The sequence below is a fragment of the Azospirillum sp. UENF 211521 genome, from assembly GCF_058780535.1.
The window spans coordinates 2,566,975-2,586,877 of record NZ_JBSNCF010000001.1 but is presented as its reverse complement, the minus strand read 5'-3'; the positions used below and the strand labels follow the sequence as shown (position 1 = coordinate 2,586,877).

The window sequence follows — 19,903 nt, the reverse complement described above, 5'->3', positions numbered from 1 at the left end:
GTCAGTGGAGAAGCCTTGCGGTGCCGGTGATGCGGGGGGCGGAGTCCGCGTCGCGCAGCCGCTCGTTCAGCGCCGCGACCTCCTCCGTCAGCTTGCGGTTCGCCTCGGTCAGGGCTTGGACGCGGCCCTCGGCGGTCTGCTGCTGGGCGTTCAGGGTGGCGACGGTCTCCGCAAGCTTGCGGATTTGCTGCGATTGGCGGGCGCCGCCCTCGTTGACGCTGCGACGGATCGAGCCGACGGCGGCGAGCACGATGACGCTGACCGTTGCGCCCGTCAGTAGGGCGGCGATGGCCAAGGCCCAGACCCAATCCCCCGATGGCAGTTCCATGGCCGAAGCCGCCCCTGCGTTGCGTCCGGACCATCGGGAACGACCGTCCGGTGGACGAAGGGTTTCAGCATCCAATGAAATGTCGAGCGGGTCAAGCCAAGCGCCGGAACGGCAAAAGGCCCAGCCGTTGCCGGCCGGGCCTTTCGGGAAGACGGTGTTGCGTTCAGCGGGTCAGGCGACGGTGTCGTCGACCGGGCGGGCGGCGGCCTTGGCGCGCATGTCCTTCAGATGGTCGCCGAAGGCGCGCAGAACCGGCATGATCCGCTGCATCTGGTCCGACGTGACGTGGGCGTCGGTCTTCAGGACGATGGTCGGCGCCTCCGACATCAGGCGCTTGGCGCGCATCGGACCGACCTTGTCGTCCATGAACATGGACAGCCCCATCAGGATGCCGAGCGTCACGTCGTCCGGCGCCTTGGGCAGAGCGAGCACGTCGTGCAGCTCGTTGAGGAGGGTGTAGGCGACGATGGACGTGCGTTCGATGGTGTCAACGTCGGCGGCCATGGACATCGGCGTAATCCTTGAGGCGCTGAAAGTGTGCGATATGGCCGAAGGTTAGCGCTTGGATCGTAACCAAACTGTTAACCATCCCTCACCCGAGTCGCCACGAGTCGCTTTTTTCGAGTCGCAATCCCCGGTCGCCGAATCAGGAGAACCGACTCAGGATGCCGCGTGAGCCGGCACGGTCTTTATCGCCCGCTCCACCCGCTCGATGGCGGCCATCACCGCGTCCGGACGGGCGTGGTGCGGCATGTGGCCGGTTTCCGCCAGCAGATGCAGCGTCGACCCGGCCACCGCGTTGTGCAGCTGCACCGCGTGGGCGTGGGGATCGACGATGCGGTCCTCCCGTCCCGCGACGACCGCCATCGGGCAGCGGATTTCGGAATAGCGCGGGGCCATCGCCGCCACGCCGGGAATCAGCGCGGCGAGCTGGGCGGCCGCGGCCTCCAGCTGCGTCGGGCGCAGCAGAAAGTCGGGAGGCAGTTCGTCGTAGCTGGGCGGCACGGGGTTCGGCTCGAAGATGCGGCGCATCAGCGCCGGCAGGATCAGCCGGTCCAGCGGCGGCAGGACGGTGTGGCTGAGCAGCGGCCCGGCCGCTGGAATGGCCGGTCCCATCATGGGGAGGAAGTCGAGCCGCGGGGTCGGATGGGTGAAGGCGGACAGGATCACCAAGCCGCCGATCTCCTCCGGAAAATCCAGCGCCCAGGCCAATGCGACCGCTCCGGCCAGCGAATGGCCGACGATGATGGGGCGCTCCAGCCCCAGCTTGCGGGTGGCGGCGCGCAGCAGCGCGGCCTGGGCGGCGGGGCCGGCGTCGCGTCGCGGGGTCGCCTCGCTGTAGCCGTGGCCGGGCCGGTCGAAACAGACGCAGCGCCGGTTGCGTGCCGCCTTGTCGAGAAGACTCAGCGCCCAGTCGTCGGCGGTGGTTCCGTTGCCGTGCAGGAACACCATGGGCGTCGCCCCACCGTCTGCGGGACTCCCACCGTCTGCAGGACCATGGTCGAGGTAATGCAGGCGGGTGTCGCCAACGCTCATGAAATGCCCGGACGGCGGGTGCACACGCTCCGCCCGGTTGGTGCGCCGACGGGTGTCCAGCCACAGGCCGGCCAGCAGACCGGCGGTGAGGGCCAAGCCGCTGCGCATCAACGGGCCCTCCGGCGACGCGCTGACGGATTGGTGCGCGGCGTGTCGGAACGGCGTGTGGGCTTGGGCATGGCCGGGCTCCTCGGGGTTGCAGGGACAGGGGTGCAACAGGAGGTGGCTGGGGCGGTTCCGGCGCGCAGGGCCGCCATGTCTCAACATTGTTTCCACAAATTAAACTAAAATCTTATCATTCTGCGGACACAAGGACGGGAGAACCGTCCACCGTTCGGAATTGGACACACGCCATACCATGAAGGTTTTTTCCAAAGCGGGAGTATCGTGATGAGCGCCGCCGCCAAGCAGCAGCCGACCCCAGCCCTGCCGGAGAGAGCCACGCCGGAGGGCGCCGCCCCGGCGGGCGCGTCGCTGCCCGCCGTCTACACCGACCTTGGCCGGATCATCGAGAGCATGACCCGTCGTTTCCTGGACGTGCTGCGGATGGAGCTGGCGCGGATCGGCATCGACGACCTCAGCCCCGGCCAAGCCCTGATGCTGATCAACATCGGCGGCGAGGAGCTGTCGGTGCGCGACCTGCTGGAGCGCGGCTACTATCTCGGCTCCAACGCCTCCTACAACCTGAAGCACCTGGTGGAGGCGGGCTATGTCGACCGCTCCGCCTCGCAGCGCGACCGCCGCACGGCGCGGCTCCGCCTGTCGGAGCGCGGCCTGAAGCTGTGCGAGGCGCTGCGCGGGCTTGAGGCCGTCCGGGGCGAGGCGCTGATCCGCACCGACGAGGAAGCCGCCGATCTGGAGACGACGTACCGCACGTTGCGCCGTTTGGAGCGGGCATGGAGCGATCTGATCCGCTACGATACGCCGGAGTACTGATCCCGAGCGTCCGTTCCGGAAGACCCAGCGCATGTCACAGCGGTCCCTGAGCCAGAAGGATGTCGAGCGCCTGCTGGCCGCCCCCGACGCCCAGGCGCGCATCGACACCATGACCCATCTGGTGCGCGACCTGGAGGCGGGGGACCTCGCCGAGGCGGAACGGGCGCTGGCCATGGACATCCTGCAGCGCTTCGCCGCCGACGCGGTGACCGCCGTGCGCGAGGCGGTGGCGTGGCAGATCCACAACTCCTCCCTGTTGACCGAGCAACTGGCGGAGAAGCTGGCCCGCGACGTCGACCGGGTGGCCTTCCCCATCCTGCGCCACGCGGAAAAGCTCAGCGAAGGCTTGCTCTTGGACATCCTGCGCGAACGGCGCCCGGCGAAGGAGCTGGCCATCGCCGGGCGCCGCTCCGTCTCGCCCGCGGTGTCCGACGCGCTGGTGCGCAACGGCAACGTCATCGTCATCACCGAGCTTCTGCGCAACCGCGGCGCCGTCATCGCGGAACCGTCCCTGCACAGCGTGCTCGACCGCTGGGGCGGCGTCGCCACGGTGAACGAGGCCGTGGCGGCGCGCCCCGACCTGTCGGCGGCGGTGGTGGAGAAGCTGATCCTTTTCGTGTCGGAGGAGATCCGAAACCGGCTGATCCGCACCCACCGGCTGAACCCGCGCCTGATCGGCGTCCTGGTGGAGCGGGCGCGGGAGGCGGTGACCCTGCTCCTGCTGAAGCCGCTGACCCCGCGCGAGGCGGACGTGGAGCTGCTTGCCCGTCACCTGCTGATCCGCGGACGGCTGTCGGCGCCGCTGCTCTTCCGCGCGCTGTGCGCCGGGGAAATCGCGCTGTTCGACGCCGGGATGGCGGTGCGCGCCAACCTGCCGCCGGAGAACGCCCGTCAGCTCGCCTGGGACGGCGGGCCGCACGCGCTGAAGGGCCTTTTCGCCAAGGCCGGCCTGTCCTTCACCCTGCTGAAGCCCTTCCGCGTCGCCATCGCGGTGGCGAAGGCGCTGGACTACCGGGGCGGCGACGAGGGGCGCGAGCGTTTCCAGACGGAGGCCATCGCCACCCTGTTCGACGCCTGCGGCAACAGCCAGGACCGCGAGATCGACGACCTGCTGCTGCAGCTGTTCGACCAGACCTCGGCGGAGGTGATCGAGAAGGCGCTGGAGCAGGCGGGGATGCCCTTTTCCCCGCTGAACACCTGACTCACAAGCTGAAGAACGTCTTCAGGCGGGCGAGCAGATCGTGCTCGGTCGTCGTCTGGGTGACGGCGGCGGGAGCGCTGGCGCGGCGGTGGGCGTCGTTGCGGCGCTGGCGCAGGCCCATCAGGTCGGCCAGCCGGGCGGCCAGCTCCGGACGGCGGCGCAGGACGGGGTCGAGCGTTTGCTTGTCCAGCTCGTAGACGACGGCGTCGGTGTTGGCGATCACCGACGCGCTGCGCGGCTGGCCGGTCAGCAGCGACATCTCGCCGAACACGTCGCCCGGCCCCATGTGGTCGAGCAGAAGCGTCCGACCGCCGAAGGCCCCACGCACATCCAGCGCCCCCTCGGCCACCAGGAAGAGGGAGGTTCCGGTCTCGTCCTGGCGGACCACCGCCTCCCCGGCGGCGACGTGGCGCAGGTGCATGCCCGACGCCAGCTCCGCGATCTCCTCTGGGCGGAAGGCGGCGAACAGGTCGACGTGGGACAGCAGCTCCCGCCCCAGACCGTTCGCCGAACAGGCGGGTGGCGCGGCGCGGCGGCGGCGCATCTCCTGTTTGGGGCTGGCCGGCTCCAGCCCGGCCCGGGCCAGATGCTCCAGGATGGTGGTCGCCACGGCGTCGCGGGTCGCCGCCAGCCGGGAATAGTCGGCCACCCAGAAGCGCGCCTGATAGGCGACGCCGTTCAAGGTGATGCTCTCCACCACCACGTCGGGCCGCGGCTCGGTGGGGACGGCGTCGCAGCAGACGATGGCCGACAGGATGATCCGCTTGGCGCGGGCCACCGGCACCTCGGCGTCGAGGGTCACCGGCACCCCGGCGCGGAAGCCGCTGCCGGGCTGGCTGTAGTTGGTGATGCGGTTGCCCGCGGCCAGCCCGTTCGGCACCACCAGCGCCGTGCCGTCCAGCGTGACCAGCCGGGTGGCCCGCCAGTTGATCTCGTCCACCCGCCCGGTGACGCCGGGGGTCAGCTCCACCCAGTCGCCGATACGGTAGGGATGCTCGACGTTCAGCGCGATGCCGGAGAAGATGTCGGCGATCATGTTGCGCAGCGCAAAGCCCAGCACCGCGATGACCACGCCGGAGGTGGCGACCAGCCCGGTCACCGGCTGCCCCAGCACGAAGGCCAGGATGCCGAGCACCGCCAGCCCGTAGAGCAGCGCGCGCAGCAGGTCGGTCAGCAGGCGCGGCATCGGCGTGGCGCGGGCGTTGCGCGCCACCACGAGGTCGATGATCCGCGACCCCAGCCACGCCGCGCCCAGCCACGCCACCGCGGCGAGCAGCGAGGCCAGCGTGTCCGCGACCATGGAGCCCGCGAAGGGAGTGATGTGGCCGGACAGCCAGGACCGCTGCCCCGCCAGACCGGCCGCCCCGAGGGTCAGCAGCGCCGGGGCCAGCAGATGGCGCAGGCCGAGGCGCGGCGGGGCGGCGCCGGGACCGGCGGGAAGCGGGGCGAGGCGGGATGAATCGGGCATGCGGGACCGGCAACCTCCTGGCCCCGTGACCTTCGCACCGCGGGCGGAACCGTCAAGCCCAAAATAGGAATAGGCGGCGGCGCCTTTCCCTTCGCGCAAAGTGGGGTGACCAGGGCGCGCTTCCGCTCCTTAATATTCGGAGGGAGGGGAGAGAAAGGATGAGAACCGAAAGACCGCGAACATTGTCCGCCCACCAAGCATAAGATTGAAACTCCCAAAGAGAAGAGCCAGAAGAGCGAGGTGTCCATGCCTCATGCCGCCATGATCGTGGCGGCCGCGCTGCTCCTGTTGCCGGGTGCGGCGTTGGCCCAAGGTGCGAATGCTCAGAGCGCGAATGGACGGGAGAAGGCGCCGGAGGGTGCGCGCGCCTACATCATGTGGCCGTCCAACGGGGCGACCGTTCCGGGCGGCAAGCTGTGGGTCCGCATGGGCCTGCAGAACATGGGCATCGCCCCGGCGGGCATCCGCAAGGAGGACACCGGGCACCACCACCTGCTGGTGGACAGCGATCTCGCCACCTACGACGAACCGATCCCGAACACCAAGCAGTCGCTGCATTTCGGCGGCGGCCAGACGGAGGTCCGGCTGGAGCTGCCGCCGGGCCGGCACACGCTCCAGATGATCCTGGGCGACGCCGACCATGTGCCGCACGACCCGCCGATCATGTCGCAGAAGATCACCATCATCGTTCCGCAATAAGAAGCGCGACAGGGAGGACGTCATGATGCGCAGCGCCGCCGTCCCGGTTCTTCTGGCCGTCCTGCTCGCCGCCGGGCCGCTGGCCGCGCAGTCGTCGCCGGAGGCCGACCCGCTCGACAAGCCGCTGTCGGACACCACCAACACGCCGCAGCCGGCCAGCCCGGGGCACGAGCACGAAAGCACGCCCTCCACCCCCGACGCGGCGAAGTCCGGGCGGACGGCGGCGCCGAAGGACGCCTATCTCTACATCGGCTGGCCGAATGACGGCGAAGTGGTGAAGGGCCGCTTCAAGGTGTGGTTCGGGCTGCGCAACTTCGGCGTCGCTCCGGCGGGGGTGCGGCGGGAGAAGACCGGCCACCATCACCTGCTGGTCGACGCCGACTTGCCGCCGATGGACGAGCCGATCCCCAACAACCGCAACTACATCCACTTCGGCAAGGGCCAGACGGAAACCTATCTGGAACTGCCGCCGGGCCGGCACACGCTCCAGCTCCTGATGGGCGATGCCGAGCACATCCCGCACGACCCGCCGATCCTGTCCAAGAAGATCACCATCACCGTGCGTCCGGGCGGCGACGGCCCGCGCGTGTCGGCCCGCTGAACGTCCAGGGAGTGAGGCCATGGGATTTGAGGCCGTTGGAAGTGTCCGGCGCACCGGTTTCGCGAGGGTGGCGGCCGCCGCATCGCTCCTGCTGCTGGGAGCCTGCGTCACCTCGGGCGAGCAGGCGACCCTGGTCCAGAAGCCGAAGACCCCGCCCGTGCGCACCGTGTCCAACTTCAGCGAGGCGCTGCGCTGCATGGACACGCTGATGTGGAACCATGGCAAGCGCGACATCTTCATCACCTCCAACGGCATCCCCGACGCCACGGGGCGGGTGGCCGGCGGCACCAAGGAAATGCTGATCACCGCCGTGTCGCGCATGTCGGAGCGGTCGAACGCCTTCCGCTTCGTTGATTTCGAGCCGACGCTGGACGACGTGAACGCGCTTTACTGGATGATCGGGGTGCAGCCCAACTTCCGCGCGCCGTCCTACTACGTGCGCGGCGCCATCACCCAGCTCGACGACAATGTGGTGAGCGAGGCGGCCAGCGCCGGCATCTCGCTGCCGACCGTCGACCTGGGCATCTCCGCCGATCAGGTGATGTCGGTGATCTCGGTGGACCTGAACATCGGGGAGTTGGCGACCCGCCAGATCATCCCCGGCCTGTCGGCCAGCAATTCGCTCGCCGTCATCTCGTCGGGCAAGGGGGCGGACGCCGGGGCGGTGATCGGCAAGGCCGGCCTGTCCTTCAACGTCTCGCTCAACAAGTCCGAGGGGCTGCATCAGGCGGTGCGCACGCTGATCGAGCTCAGCACGATCGAGGTGCTGGGCAAGATGACCCGCACCCCCTACTGGCAATGCCTGGGCATCGACCAGACCAACCCGGCCTTCGCCGGGCAGGCGCGCGACTGGTTCGACGGGATGGCGCCGTCGCAGCGCGTCGCCTATGTCCAGCGCGTGCTGCTGTCCGAGGGCTATTACGACGGACCGGACAGCGGCCAGCTCGACGAGCGCACCCGCGACGCGATTTCCCGCTATCAGGCGGACAACGACCTGATCGCCACGGGGCGCATCGACTTCGACCTCTACCAGCGGATGCTCGCCCAGCCCAGCGGGCAAAAAGGGCCGGGGGCGCCGCGCCTGCAATCGGTGTCGAACGCGGGCGGGGAGGGGTTGCCGCGCGCCACCCCGGCGCCGGCCGGAGCGCCGCCCGATCTGGTCCTCAGCTCCGACCGCGGGCCGCAGCCGCGCTACCGCGCCGGGGAGGCCCTGGTGGTCAAGGTGCAGCCGACGGCCAACGGCTTCGTCTACTGCTACTACCAGGACGCCGCCGGATCGGTGGCCCGCATCTTCCCCAACCGCTTCCAGCCCGACAGCTTCGTCCAGGCCAACCAGCAGGTGGAGGTCCCGCCGGGCGCGCAGAAGCCCTTCAACCTGCGCATGGACCGCCCCGGCGCCTCCGAGACCATCGCCTGCGTCGTCTCCCCCGACGAACTCGGGACGCGCATCGCCGACCGCTACAAGACCGAGGATCTTCAGCCCATTCCCGGCGCCACGCTGGCCGATGTGGTGGGTGCCTACGGCAGCATCCAGGGGACCAACGTGCGCAGCCGGCAAATGGCCGTGCAGGTTCTGCCCGCCGTGTCGGCTCAACGTTAGGGGTTTGGGATAGGGATTGTGGGCCGGCTCACAGCGCGGGGGCGGGGGCGGGGGTAAAGAAGGGGGCAGCCGAACACCACGCCAGATCATGGCGCCGACTCATGGGAGACCACCGATGCCGCGACCGACCTCCAAGACCATCGCCCGACGGCTGAACGGCGTGGCGCTTCCCGCTCTGGCCCTGCCGATGATCGCCCTGGCCTGCATGGCGGTCCCGGCGCGGGCGCAGACCGTCGAGGGCTCCGGCGGCAACCGGGTCATGATGTTCGAGCGCCCGCCGACCGTGGACGAGCTGCGCGAGGCGGTGAAGCCCGGCCCGGCACCGACCGATGGCACCGAGCAGCCGAAGATCCGCACCCGCAGCATCGAGATCATCGGCGGCGGCATGAACAGCGCCAACCGCCCGCGTCCGACCGACAGTGTGAACTACGGCGCGCCCGCTCAGCAGCAGGCGACCCCGCAACAGAGCTACAGCCCGCCCACCGCGCCGGTGGCGCAGCCGGAACCGGCGCCCCAGCCGAAGCCCAAGCGCGCGCCCGTGCAGGAGGCCGCGGCCCCGCCGGTCGCCCCGCCGCCGGCCGCGCCGCGCCGCTCCAACGGCGTGCAGCCGGCCACCCTCTCCGCGCCGGAGACCCCGGCGGAGACCCGCCCGACCAACGGTTTCGGCTTCCGCATCAACTTCGCCTTCAACTCCGCCGATGTCCCGAAGGAGTTCTATTCCTACGTCGACGCGGTCGGTGGGCTGATGTCGCAGGACCCTCAGCTCCGCCTCGTCATCGAAGGGCACACCGACGCCGTGGGAAGCGAGCAGTATAACCTCGCCCTCTCCGAGCGCCGGGCGGTGTCGGTGGGCGAGTATCTGGTGCGCGTCCATCACATCGAGCCGCAGCGCATCGCCATCGCCGGCCTCGGCAAGAGCCAGCCGCTGACCCCCGACCCGACCGACAGCCGCAACCGGCGCGTCGAGTTCCGGCCCATCCAGTGATCGAGAGGGAAGGGAGGACGCGCCATGGTCCGGAAACTCCTTCTCCTGGTGGCGGTCGCGGCGCTCCCCCTCGTCGGGGGCGCCGCCGACGCGACGGTGGTCCGCAAGAAGAGCAGCGACGCGGGCGTGCAGCCCGGCGGCCTCGACGTCGGGGTCCCCAAGGGCCGTGTGCGCATCCAGTGCTGGCAGGACGGCGAAAAGATCATCGACGAGAGCGATCTGAACGTCCTGTCGCTCAGCGTCGCCAGCCAGTTGAACGCGCTGCGCTTCCGCCGGGCCGGCGAGCCGGAGAACAGCCTCGCCATCGTGACGCGGAACCGGACGTCGTGCCTGTTGAGCCCGAAGGGCTGATGATTGGGGACGTGTTGCCCCCTCCCTGACCCTCCCCCGCCTTCGGCGAGGGAGGGAATTGGTGTTGAACGCACAGAAAATCCCTCCCCTGCGAAGCGGGGGAGGGAGGGGACCCACGGAGTGGGGAGGGTGGGGGCAACACCTTGCCCCCGACTCCTCAATGCACGCTGACCAGTTCCATCCCATGCTCCTGAAGCGTCGCCCCCGCCGACGCGCGGTCGGTGTCGAGCCACAGGCAGGTGCCGTTCGCGGCATACACGGCGTAGGCGGGCAGGCCGTCGACCTCCACCGACCGCAGATAGGCGACCTCCAGGATTCCATGACGGGCGAAGCGGTCATCGAACCCGGCGGCGAAGCCCTCGGCGGCGTCGGCTTTGGTGCGGCGGTCGGTCATGGTCGGTCTCCTCGGGCGCTGGGGCGGACCAACGGGGCGCCGGTCCTGCCCGGCACTCTAGAGGGCTGGACCGGGCCGCGCTGTGGAGCCCGCCACACTCAGTACGTTGGAAGGGGGCCAACTCCTGCGCAACTTTGTGCCGCACCTCACAGCGGCCGCCGTCTTCCGCCGTCTAGCCTCGACGGGCCGGCATTTTGGCCGGCGCGCATCATTTCGGAGGTCCGACCATGCCCGTCCGTTCACGGCGTCCGCCCTTCTTTGGGCCGGGTCCGCAACCCCGTCCTTCCCCCTTCGCCGCCTGGACAGGCGTCCGGGAAACGCCAATGATTCCGCGATCCCCGCCGGTGGAGGCCAGCATGGCGCACAGGACCCTGAGCGGACTCGTGGCGGCGGCCCTGACGCTGTCCGCCGTCGGAGCGGTCGGCGTCACGCCCGGCCGCGCGGCGGCGGAGCCGGCGGTGGTCGTCGCCTCCACCGCCCCTGGCTATGCGCAGGGGCAACTGGTCCCCGACGGCGCGGCGGTCACCGTGCCGGACGGCGCCAACGCCATGTTCCTGTTCGCCAACGGTCGCATGCTGCGGGTGAAGGGGCCATTCGACGGGCCGCTCGACCGCATGCCCGACGCCGCAGGCTGGACCGGCGTCGGCAGCCTCGTCGGCGGCGAGCGATTCTTTCAGACCGACCTGGGTGCGGCCCGCGCGGTCGGTACCCCGATGCAGAAGGGGGAGGAGCAGGTTTTCACCCTCGACCCCGGTCGCCCCGGCACCCAATGCGTGAAGTCCGGCGGCACGGTTTTGCTGCGCAAACCCGCGGACCCGGCGCTGATCCCGGCCACCCTGCGCGCGGAGGGGCGCGAGGCCGCCACGCTGCGCTGGGACAAGGGGACCGCGGTGCCCTGGCCGCGTGAGCTGCCGATGGCGGACGGCACCGCCGTCTCCGTCGCCGGGCCGGATGGGCGGGTGCGCCACAGCCTGACCCTGCGGGTGATCGCCGCCGAGGGGATCGCGGCGGGGCAGGGCGCGGAGCTGGCCGTCCGGCTGGCCGGCGCCGGCTGCGCGGCACAGGCGGCGGCCCTGCTCGACCCGGTGCGGGACAGCGTGGCGCCGCTGAATCTCTATCTCGCCACCGATCGCGGCCTCTACCCGACCTATCGGTCCGGGGAGGCGGTGACGCTGGTGCTCCAGACGAACCGGGACGCGCATCTCTACTGCTACCTGCGCAACACGCGTGGCCAGCTGACGCCGATCTACCCGCCGGGACCGTCGGCCAGCTCGCTGGTGGAGGGGCACCGCACCTTGACGCTGGCCGGCGACCGCATGCCGGTGCCGCTGCGCGCGGCGGAGCGGTCGGGGAGCCTGTCCGCCGACCAGGAGGTGCGCTGCTTCGCCGCCGGGCGCGATCTCGGCGCCGATCTGCCGGGGCGGCAGGACGCCTTCCGGCCGCTGACCGACGAGGCGGCGGCCCGGCTGGAGCGGACGCTCGCCTCGCTGAAGCAGACCGAACTGGTGATGGCGCAGGTGATCCTGCGCGTGGAGTGAGGGCGCCGCCGTTGGGGACATCGGGGGGCAGGCCAAGCGGGGCGAAAGCCCCGTGGCTCGTCAAAGGACTGGCCAAGGGGTTGGTGGGCTTGGCCGCGGTGGCCGGCGTGTCGGCGGCGGCGCTGGGGCTGACCCGGCTGGTGCCGCCCCTGCGCTCCGCCGACGAGAGCTTCCGCGACCTCGCCATCGCCTACTTCACGCCGCCCGCCCCGCAGCATCCCGGCATCGTGCTGGTCACGCTGGGGGAGGACCTGTTCGCCACGCTGGCCTGCCGGTCGCCGGTGGACCGCGGCTTCCTCGCCGATCTGGTGGGGACGCTGGAGGCGGCGGGGGTGCGGGCGATCGGGCTGGACATCCTGTTCGACCAGCCGACCCTGCCGGCGCTCGACGAGCGGCTGCGCCAGCGCATCCAACGCGCCACGGTGCCGGTGGTCGCCATCACCGCGCTCGGCGACACGCCGCTGACCGAGGAGCAGCGCCGCTACCTCGGGCGCTTTCTCGACGGCATCCCGCACGGTCACGCCAACCTCGCCAAGGACCGGCTGGACGGCACGGTGCGCTGGCATGTGCCGCGCGGGCCGGACGGGCTGCCCAGCTTCCCGGCGCGGCTGGCCCAGGTCGCCGGAGGGGCGGCCGGGGGGGAGGTCCCGGTGGAGCCCTTCCGCATCGACTGGCACGCCCGCCCGTCGCCGGACGCGCAGCCCTTCCCGGCCTATCCGGCGGACATGGTGGGGCTGCTGCCGCGCGGCTGGCTGGCCGGGCGGATCGCCGTGGTCGGCACCGTCCTGGTCGGGGTCGACCAGCACCGCACGCCGCTGTCGGTCGCCGGCCTGTCCACGCCGGGGGTGGAGATCCAGGCCCACGCGCTGGCCCAGATCCTCGACGGGCGGACCAGCCGCGACCTGTCCGACGGCTGGATGGTCGCGCTGGTGCTGGCGTTGAGCGCCGCGGGGGTGGCGCTGGCGGCGGCCGGCTGGCCGGTGTGGCTGCTGGTGCCGGCCAGCCTGCTCGGGCTGCTTGGCCTGTGGGCGGCGGCGCTGGCGCTGTTCGCCCAGGGCGGACCGCTGGTGGCGATGATGGCGCCGTCCGCCGCGTGGCTGGGCGGCATCGCGGTGATGACCGCGCATCTGTCGCTGAAGGAGCGCACCGACCGCCGCAGCCTGATGCAGCTGTTCGCCAACCACGTCTCCCAGCCCGTCGCCGACGAGATCTGGCGGGAGCGCGCGACCTTCCTGGCCGGCGGGAGGCCCCGCCCGCAGGAGCTGACCGCCACCGTCTTCTTCTCCGACATCGAAGGCTTCACCACCGTCTGCGAGGCGCTGGAGCCGGAACCGCTGATCCTCTGGCTGGAGGGCTATCTCGACGCCATGGTGCGGGTGGTGGCGGCGCATGACGGGATCGTGCTGCGCTTCATCGGCGACGCCATCCTGGCGGTCTTCGGCGCCCCCGTCGCCCGCACCACCCAGGCGGAGATTGACGCCGACGCCGAGCGCGCCGTGCGCTGTGCCATCCAGATGGGGCGGGAGCTTCGGGAGCTGAACAAGCGCTGGCAGGCGGAGGGGTTGCCGGCCATCGGCATCCGCGTCGGCATCCACACCGGTCCGCTGGTGGCGGGCAGCCTGGGCGGGCTGCGGCACATGGAATATTCGCTGCTCGGCGACACCGCCAACACGGCGGCCCGGCTGGAGGCGCTGGGCAAGACGGTCGACATGCGCTCCTCCCCCCATTGCCGGATCGTCATCGGGGAACCGACCTGGACGGCGGTGCAGGGCACGGTGGCCGGGCTGCCGGTCGGTGAGATGGCGCTGAAGGGCAAGCGCAAGGCGGTCCGCGCCTGGCTGGTCCTCGACCGCGAGGGGGAGGAGGTGCGGCCCGCGGCGGAGGCCGGGGAGTGACCGCCCTTCTCCGTATTCGGGATTAGGCTGAATGAACGCTTGGTGCGCAGGAATCGAAATATTAAGCTGGGGAGAACGGCAATTTTATGCCGAAGGGTGCCGGGTATGGGGTGCGCAACCGCCTTCCCACCATGGAGCCGGCCGATGTTTGACGGACCCTTGACGCAGCAACGTTTGGGCAGGGACCTGTGGTCGCTCGCCTTCGTCCTGCTGTTGCTGGGGCTTCTCGGCTGGGCACCAAGGGCGTTCGCCCAATCCTCTCCTCCGCAATCGCCGCCGCCCCAGGCCTCCCAGTCCCCGGAGAAGCGCATCGCGCTGGTCGTCGGCATCGGCAAGTACGAATTCGCCCCCGAGCTCCAGAACCCGGTGAACGACGCCAAGGCCATCGCCGAGGCCCTGCGCAAGCTGCAGTTTGACGTGGATGAGAAGTTCGACATGGACAACCGCGGCTTCGAGCGGGCGCTGCGGGACTTCGGCATCCGCGCCTCGCAGGCCGACGTGGCGGTGATCTTCTACGCCGGGCACGGCATCCAGGTGGGCGGCAACAACTACATCGTTCCGGCCGACGCCAAGCTGGAGCGCGAGCGCGACCTCGTCTACGAGGCGATGCCGCTGAACCTGATGATGGGCGAGCTGTCGCAGGCGCGCAAGCTGGGCATCCTGATGCTCGATTCCTGCCGCAACAACCCTTTCGTCGACCGGCTGAAGCAGGCCGGGCAGAACCGCATCCAGGTCAATTACGGCTTCGCCCGCGTCGACGACACGCCCAGCGACACGCTGGTCGCCATGGCCACCCGCGCCGACCAGTTGGCCGAGGACGGGCAGGGCGACCACAGCCCCTACACCGACGCATTGCTCCAGCACCTCCAAACGCCGGGGCTGGAGCTGAGCCTGTTCTTCCGCAACGTGCGCGACACCGTGCGGCAGGCGACCAACGGGCGGCAGGAGCCCTACATTTTTGGTTCGCTGGGGGCGGCGCCCTTCTACTTCAACCCGCGCCCGCCGAACCGCCCGCCGGTGCTCGGCGAGATCCGCCCGCTGGAGCTGTCCGACCGCGCCGACGCCGAGCCGCTGCGCATCGGGCGCCCGACCGATCCCGACGACGACCAGCTCTTCGCCCAGATTTCCGGCCTGCCGCGCGGCGGCAGCGTGCGCATCGGCGACCGCATCGTGCTGATCGGCGACTACCTGACCGTGGAGCAGCTCGCCGCCACCAGCTTCAAGCCGGACGCGACGGTGGTGGGCGACGCCGGGCGCTTCGACTTCGCGATCATGGACGGGCGGGGCGGCGTGGTGCGGGGCGGTGTCGCGATCACCATCAAGCCAAGCAACCGCCCGCCGGTCGTCGCCGGCGCGCGCACCGTCCGCGCCCTGCCGAATCCCCTGGCCATCGAGGCGCCGGTGGACCCCGACGGCGACCCGCTGACCATCACCGTCACCGCCGTGCCCGACCGCGGCAAGGTGCGCGACGGCGCCACCCTGATCCGCCCCGGCGACCGCCTGCCGGCCGAGGGACTGACCCGGCTGACCTTCGACCCGGAGCAGGAGCGGGCGGGCGCCGCCGGCGCCTTCACCTATCAGGTGGAGGACGGCAAGGGCGGCAAGGCCACCGGCAGTGTGACGCTGGAGATCGCCCCGCCGGGTGCCGCCCCGGCCGCTCCGGCGCTTGAGGAATCGCTGTGGCAGATGGTCAAGGGCAGCCGCGAGCCCGCCGACTTCGAGGCATTCCTGCGCCTGTTCGGCAGCGGCGCCTACGCCAAGCCGGCGCGCGAGAAGCTGGGTGCGCTCACCCCCGCCGCCAAGCCGCCGGAGGTCGCGTCAGCGGCCCCGCCGCCTTCGACAAAACCAGCGCCTCCTTCGGTTTCGCGCCCGGCCCAGGCTCCAGCCGTCGAGGCGGCGGCACCGCCCCCACCGGCCCCGCCGCAGCCGGCGCCCGCGCCGGAGCAGGTGGCGGCAGCACCCCCGGCCGGCAACGGGAACAGCGCGGTGCGCAACCACAGCAAGTCGGCCAGCTTCCAGGACTGCCCGGACTGCCCGGTGATGGTGCGCATCGCGCCCGGCAGCTTCAGCATGGGCAGTGACCAGGGCGACCGCTCCGAACGTCCGGTGCACAAGGTAACCATCGCCAAGCCCTTCGCGCTCGGCGCCTACGAGGTGACGGTGGCCGAGTGGCGCGCCTGCGTCGAGGGCGGCGGCTGCACCGGCGGCATGCCGCGCATGACCAAGCCCACCGACAGCACCCCGATCCACAACATCTCCTGGCTGGAAGCCCAGGCCTACGCGAAGTGGCTGAGCCAGAAGACCGGCCAACGCTACCGTCTGCCGTCCGAAGCCGAATGGGAGTACGCGGCGCGCGGCGGCACGACGGGCCGCTACTGGTGGGACGGGCAGACGGGGACGCTCGCCAATTGCAAGGACTGCGGCGGCGCGCAGGAGCGGCTGACCCCCGCCTCGGTCGGCAGCTACAAGCCGAACCCCTTCGGCCTCCACGACATGAACGGCGGCGTGGCGGAGTGGGTCGCCGACTGCTGGCACGCCGACTATGCGGGCGCGCCGACGGACGGCAGCGCCTGGACGTCCGCCAACTGCCGCGAGCGCGTGCTGCGCGGCGGGTCCTGGCGGGGCGGCCTGGCTGACATCACCGATACGGCGCGGCTGTTCTACGATCCCGACGTGCGGTACCTGAACAACGGGGTGCGGGTGTTGCGGGAGTTAAATTGAGGGGGAGTGGTTGGGTCGGGCCCCCTCCCTAACCCTCCCCCGCTAACGCAGGGGAGGGGATGACGCTTCGCAGAAGGCACCCTCTCCCGCGCAGCGGGGGAGGGCCGGGGTGGGGGCTCGACGCGACGCCTCACCCATTCGCCTCGGCGATCTCCTCCAGCGCGTCGCGGTCGAGCAGGGTGATCCGCCCGGATTCCACGGCGATCACGCCGTTGCGCTGCCATTCGCCGAGCAGCTTGTTGATGCTCTCGCGCGACACGCCCACCAGACAGCCGAGCTGCTGCTGCGACAGCTTGATGTCCAGCTTCAGCCCGCCCGGCGTCGGCTTGCCGAACACGTCGGCCAGCCGCATCAGCGCGCGGGCGAAGCGCGACGACGCCTCCAGAAACAGCGTGTCCTCCAGATGCTCGCTGGTCTGGCGCAGGCGCTTGCACAGCACGGTGATGAGCTGGAGCGCCACCGCCGGGCGCTCGTTGAGCAGCGGCACGAACTTGGAACGGTCGAGCACCAGCAGGTCGGTCTCCTCCAGCGCCACGGCGTCGGCGGTCCGCGGCTCGCCGTCGAGCAGGGCGATCTCGCCGAACAGGCCGCCCTTGTTGATGATGTTCAGCACCAGCTCCTTGCCGTCGGTGGAGTGGGAGCAGATCTTCACCCGCCCGCGGATGACCGCCATCATGCTGTCGCCGGGGTCGCCCTTCTGGAAAATGACCGCGCCGGGCCGGAAATAGGCCAGCCGGGCGCTGGCGGCGAGGCGTTGCAGTTCCGGCTTTTCCAGATGCTTCAGCAGGAAATGCCCGGACAGCACCAGTTCCTTGTCGAACGCGATCCGCACCGTCGTCATGGTCGCCCCCATACGGCTCGATGCCGGACAGTGTAGCGGGCGGACGGCCCGCAACCGCGGCGCCAGAGGCGGTAACGCGCTCGCCCGTCTCTGCCTCGTTCTTGCGGGCATAGGGGGAAAGACCGACCAAAGGTGAATCTTGTTCTGTCCAATGGTTCGTGACTACCATCGTCAGCAAGGCGTCCGGTATGAGGCGCCGGCCAAAGAACCCGGCTTGAAAACAGGGACCGCAGAACAGGGAAGGAGACGAGCGTGGACTCCACCACCCCGTCCGCAGAGCTGTCCAGGCGCGCGGCCAACCATGTGCCGCTGACGCCGCTGGACTTCCTGCGCCGCTCCGCGATGGTCTATCCGGACAAGACCGCGGTGGTCTACGGCCCCCTGCGGCGGAACTGGTCGGAGGTCGAGCGCCGCGCCCGCGCGCTGGCCTCCGCGGTGAGCCGGGCCGGCGTCCGGCCAGGGGAAGTGGTGTCGGTCCTGGCCTTCAACACCCCGGCGATGCTGGAGGGGCATTTCGGCATTCCCGGCGCCGGGGCGGTGCTGAACGCCATCAACACGCGGCTCGACGCGCCCGCCGTCGCCTTCATCCTGGAGCACGCGGAAAGCCGCCTGTTCCTGGTCGACCGCGGCCTGTCCGCGGTGGCCCGCGCCGCGCTGGAGCGCATGGCGGCCCCGCCGCGGGTGGTGTGGATCGACGATCCGGCGGCGCAGGACGCCGACCCGGTGGGCGATCTGGAATATGAGGATTTCCTCAGGACCGGCGACCCCGAGGCGCCCTGGCGCACGCCGGAGGACGAGTGGGAGTCCATTGCGCTCAACTACACCTCCGGCACCACCGGCAACCCCAAGGGCGTTCTGTACCATCACCGCGGCGCCCATCTGAACGCGCTCGGCAACGTCATCACCTTCGGGCTGCGGCCCGACAGCGTCTATCTGTGGACGCTGCCGATGTTCCACTGCAACGGCTGGACCTACCCCTGGGCGGTGACGGCGGTCGGGGCGACCCATGTCTGCCTGCGCGCCGTCGACCCGGCGGCGATCTTCCGCCTGATCGCCGAGGAGAAGGTCACCCATCTCTGCGGCGCGCCGGTCGTGCTGACCATGCTGATCCACGCGCCGGACGAGGTGAAGCGCGGCTTCGACCACGGCCCGGTGCAGGTGGCGACCGGCGGCGCGGCGCCGCCCAGCGCAGTGATCGCGGGGATGGAGCGGATGGGCTTCCGCCTGACCCACCTCTACGGCATGACGGAATGCTACGGCCCCTCGACCGGCTGCGCGTGGCAGGAGGGCTGGGCGGAGCTGCCGCTGGAGGAACGGGCGGTGAAGATGGCCCGCCAGGGCGTGCCCAACGTCACCATGTCCGAGCAGACCGTGCTCGACCCCAACAGCGGTCGCGCGGTGCCCGCCGACGGCGAGACGCTGGGCGAGTTGGCGCTGCGCGGCAACACGGTGATGAAGGGCTACCTGAAGAACCCGGCGGCGACCGACGAGGCGCTGCGCGACGGCTGGCTGCACACCGGGGACCTCGCCGTGCTGCACCCCGACCGCTACGTCGAGATCAAGGACCGCGCCAAGGACATCATCATCTCCGGCGGCGAGAACATCGCCTCGCTGGAGGTCGAGGAGGTCCTGTACAAGCACCCCCACGTCATGGAGGCCGCCGTCGTCGCCCGTCCCGACCCGACATGGGGCGAGACTCCCTGCGCCTTCGTCACGCTGAAGCCGGGATCGGAAGGAAGGGTGAGCGAGGCCGAGGTGATCGGCTGGTGCCGTGACCATCTCGCCCATTTCAAGGCGCCGCGGACGGTGGTGTTCGGGGCCCTGCCGAAGACCTCGACCGGGAAGATCCAGAAGTTCGTGCTGCGCGAGCAGGCGAGGGGGTTGTGAGGGGAGCTTTTGCCCCCTCCCTAACCCTCCCCCGCTTCGCAGGGGAGGGGATTTGGCTGCGAAGCAGCGGAGTTCCCTCCCTCGCCGAAGGCGGGGGAGGGTTAGGGAGGGGGCCCGACGCATGAACCCCACCGTCACAAACCCAGGACCCCCATGATCCTCTCCCTCACCAACCGCACCGCCCTGGTCACCGGGGCCTCCGCCGGCCTGGGCCGTCACTTCGCGGGCGTGCTGGCTGCGGCCGGCGCCCGCGTTGCTCTGGCCGCGCGGCGGCGCGAGAGCCTGGACGCCGCCGTCGCCGAGATCGAAGCGGCGGGTGGGCAGGCCGTCGCCGTGCCGCTCGACGTCACCGACGCCGCCTCCGTCCGCGACGGCGTGCGGATGGCCGCGAGCGCGCTCGGCGGGCTCGACATCCTCGTCAACAACGCCGGGACCACCGTCGCCAAGCCCGCGCTGGATTATGCGGAGGAGGAGTGGGACCGTGTCATCGACACCAACCTGAAGGGCGCCTTCCTCACCGCGCAGGCGGCGGCGCGCGTGATGCGGGAGCAGGGGCGGGGCGGGTCGATCGTCAACATCGCCTCCATCCTCGGGTTGCGGGTGGCCGGCCATGTCGCAGCCTACGCCGCGTCTAAGGCCGGACTGGTCCAACTGACTCAGGCGCTGGCCCTGGAATGGGCGCGTTACGGCATCCGCGTCAACGCGCTGGCCCCCGGCTACATGGAAACCGACCTGAACCGCGATTTCCTGGCGACCGACGCCGGGCAGGCGCTGATCCGGCGGGTGCCGCAGCGGCGGCTGGGGCGGCTGGCCGACCTGGACGGGCCGTTGCTGCTGCTCTGCTCCGACGCGTCGGCCTACATGACCGGCGCGGTGGTGCCGGTGGACGGTGGGCATCTGGTCAGCACCTTGTAAGCAAAGA

The 19,903-nt window shown here is 70.7% G+C and carries 18 protein-coding genes; 12 read left to right on the top strand and 6 right to left on the bottom strand.

Annotated elements, in window-relative coordinates:
• Position 1 precedes the first annotated feature (1 nt).
• The 3 genes from ACWPN5_RS12170 to ACWPN5_RS12160 all read right to left on the bottom strand — a co-directional run bounded on the left by ACWPN5_RS12170 (position 2) and on the right by ACWPN5_RS12160 (position 1,972).
• Positions 2-328 (bottom strand): hypothetical protein, encoded by a 327-nt coding sequence (locus tag ACWPN5_RS12170; RefSeq protein WP_492295546.1) that lies wholly within the window; start codon positions 326-328, stop codon positions 2-4.
• A gap of 171 nt (positions 329-499) precedes the next feature.
• A complete protein-coding gene (locus ACWPN5_RS12165; RefSeq protein ID WP_247883222.1) occupies positions 500-832 on the bottom strand; it encodes a hypothetical protein in 333 nt (110 codons plus the stop codon).
• Positions 833-988: 156 nt separating this feature from the next.
• Positions 989-1,972: an alpha/beta fold hydrolase gene (locus ACWPN5_RS12160; protein WP_492295544.1), complete on the bottom strand. Its 984-nt coding sequence runs from the start codon at positions 1,970-1,972 to the stop codon at positions 989-991.
• 282 nt (positions 1,973-2,254) lie between these two features.
• Between ACWPN5_RS12160 and ACWPN5_RS12155 the strand changes: the two genes are divergently transcribed.
• The gene (locus tag ACWPN5_RS12155) at positions 2,255-2,800 is read left to right on the top strand and encodes a MarR family winged helix-turn-helix transcriptional regulator (RefSeq protein ID WP_200479650.1); all 546 of its coding nucleotides are present in this window, start codon (positions 2,255-2,257) and stop codon (positions 2,798-2,800) included.
• Between the two features lie 31 nt (positions 2,801-2,831).
• Positions 2,832-4,001: a DUF2336 domain-containing protein gene (locus ACWPN5_RS12150; protein ID WP_200479651.1), complete on the top strand. Its 1,170-nt coding sequence runs from the start codon at positions 2,832-2,834 to the stop codon at positions 3,999-4,001.
• A 1-nt stretch (position 4,002) separates the two neighbouring features.
• Here ACWPN5_RS12150 and ACWPN5_RS12145 read toward each other — a convergent pair whose 3' ends face one another.
• Positions 4,003-5,469 (bottom strand): cyclic nucleotide-binding domain-containing protein, encoded by a 1,467-nt coding sequence (locus ACWPN5_RS12145; protein ID WP_492295541.1) that lies wholly within the window; start codon positions 5,467-5,469, stop codon positions 4,003-4,005.
• A gap of 246 nt (positions 5,470-5,715) precedes the next feature.
• Here ACWPN5_RS12145 and ACWPN5_RS12140 point away from each other — a divergent pair, with 246 nt between their 5' ends.
• From ACWPN5_RS12140 to ACWPN5_RS12120, 5 genes are all read left to right on the top strand, one after another.
• Complete coding sequence (locus tag ACWPN5_RS12140; protein WP_492295539.1) at positions 5,716-6,168, top strand: DUF4399 domain-containing protein; 453 nt, start codon at positions 5,716-5,718, stop codon at positions 6,166-6,168.
• A 22-nt stretch (positions 6,169-6,190) separates the two neighbouring features.
• On the top strand, positions 6,191-6,769 hold the full coding sequence (locus ACWPN5_RS12135) for a DUF4399 domain-containing protein (RefSeq protein ID WP_247888362.1): 579 nt from the start codon (positions 6,191-6,193) through the stop codon (positions 6,767-6,769).
• 67 nt (positions 6,770-6,836) lie between these two features.
• On the top strand, positions 6,837-8,369 hold the full coding sequence (locus ACWPN5_RS12130) for a DUF4384 domain-containing protein (protein WP_247888361.1): 1,533 nt from the start codon (positions 6,837-6,839) through the stop codon (positions 8,367-8,369).
• 115 nt (positions 8,370-8,484) lie between these two features.
• A complete protein-coding gene (locus ACWPN5_RS12125) occupies positions 8,485-9,354 on the top strand; it encodes an OmpA family protein (RefSeq protein ID WP_492295536.1) in 870 nt (289 codons plus the stop codon).
• 24 nt (positions 9,355-9,378) lie between these two features.
• Positions 9,379-9,705, top strand: coding sequence for a hypothetical protein (locus tag ACWPN5_RS12120; protein WP_145686872.1), 327 nt, complete (start codon positions 9,379-9,381; stop codon positions 9,703-9,705).
• A 157-nt stretch (positions 9,706-9,862) separates the two neighbouring features.
• On the opposite strand, the gene ACWPN5_RS12115 is transcribed toward ACWPN5_RS12120, so the two are convergent.
• A complete protein-coding gene (locus ACWPN5_RS12115; RefSeq protein WP_145686871.1) occupies positions 9,863-10,099 on the bottom strand; it encodes a DUF1150 family protein in 237 nt (78 codons plus the stop codon).
• A gap of 356 nt (positions 10,100-10,455) precedes the next feature.
• Between ACWPN5_RS12115 and ACWPN5_RS12110 the strand changes: the two genes are divergently transcribed.
• The 3 genes from ACWPN5_RS12110 (at position 10,456) to ACWPN5_RS12100 (ending at position 16,253) form a co-directional block, all read left to right on the top strand.
• Complete coding sequence (locus tag ACWPN5_RS12110; protein ID WP_492295534.1) at positions 10,456-11,637, top strand: DUF4384 domain-containing protein; 1,182 nt, start codon at positions 10,456-10,458, stop codon at positions 11,635-11,637.
• An 83-nt stretch (positions 11,638-11,720) separates the two neighbouring features.
• Positions 11,721-13,532, top strand: coding sequence for a CHASE2 domain-containing protein (locus ACWPN5_RS12105; RefSeq protein WP_492296381.1), 1,812 nt, complete (start codon positions 11,721-11,723; stop codon positions 13,530-13,532).
• 144 nt (positions 13,533-13,676) lie between these two features.
• Positions 13,677-16,253, top strand: a complete 2,577-nt coding sequence (locus ACWPN5_RS12100) for an SUMF1/EgtB/PvdO family nonheme iron enzyme (protein ID WP_492295532.1) — start codon at positions 13,677-13,679, stop codon at positions 16,251-16,253.
• 130 nt (positions 16,254-16,383) lie between these two features.
• Here ACWPN5_RS12100 and ACWPN5_RS12095 read toward each other — a convergent pair whose 3' ends face one another.
• Positions 16,384-17,094: a Crp/Fnr family transcriptional regulator gene (locus ACWPN5_RS12095; protein ID WP_172428347.1), complete on the bottom strand. Its 711-nt coding sequence runs from the start codon at positions 17,092-17,094 to the stop codon at positions 16,384-16,386.
• Between the two features lie 252 nt (positions 17,095-17,346).
• Here ACWPN5_RS12095 and ACWPN5_RS12090 point away from each other — a divergent pair, with 252 nt between their 5' ends.
• Together ACWPN5_RS12090 and ACWPN5_RS12085 are read left to right on the top strand one after the other, a co-directional pair.
• Entirely contained in the window at positions 17,347-18,981 is a 1,635-nt protein-coding gene (locus ACWPN5_RS12090; RefSeq protein WP_492295530.1) for an acyl-CoA synthetase, read from the top strand.
• A gap of 153 nt (positions 18,982-19,134) precedes the next feature.
• Positions 19,135-19,896: an SDR family NAD(P)-dependent oxidoreductase gene (locus ACWPN5_RS12085; RefSeq protein ID WP_492295528.1), complete on the top strand. Its 762-nt coding sequence runs from the start codon at positions 19,135-19,137 to the stop codon at positions 19,894-19,896.
• Positions 19,897-19,903: the final 7 nt, after the last annotated feature.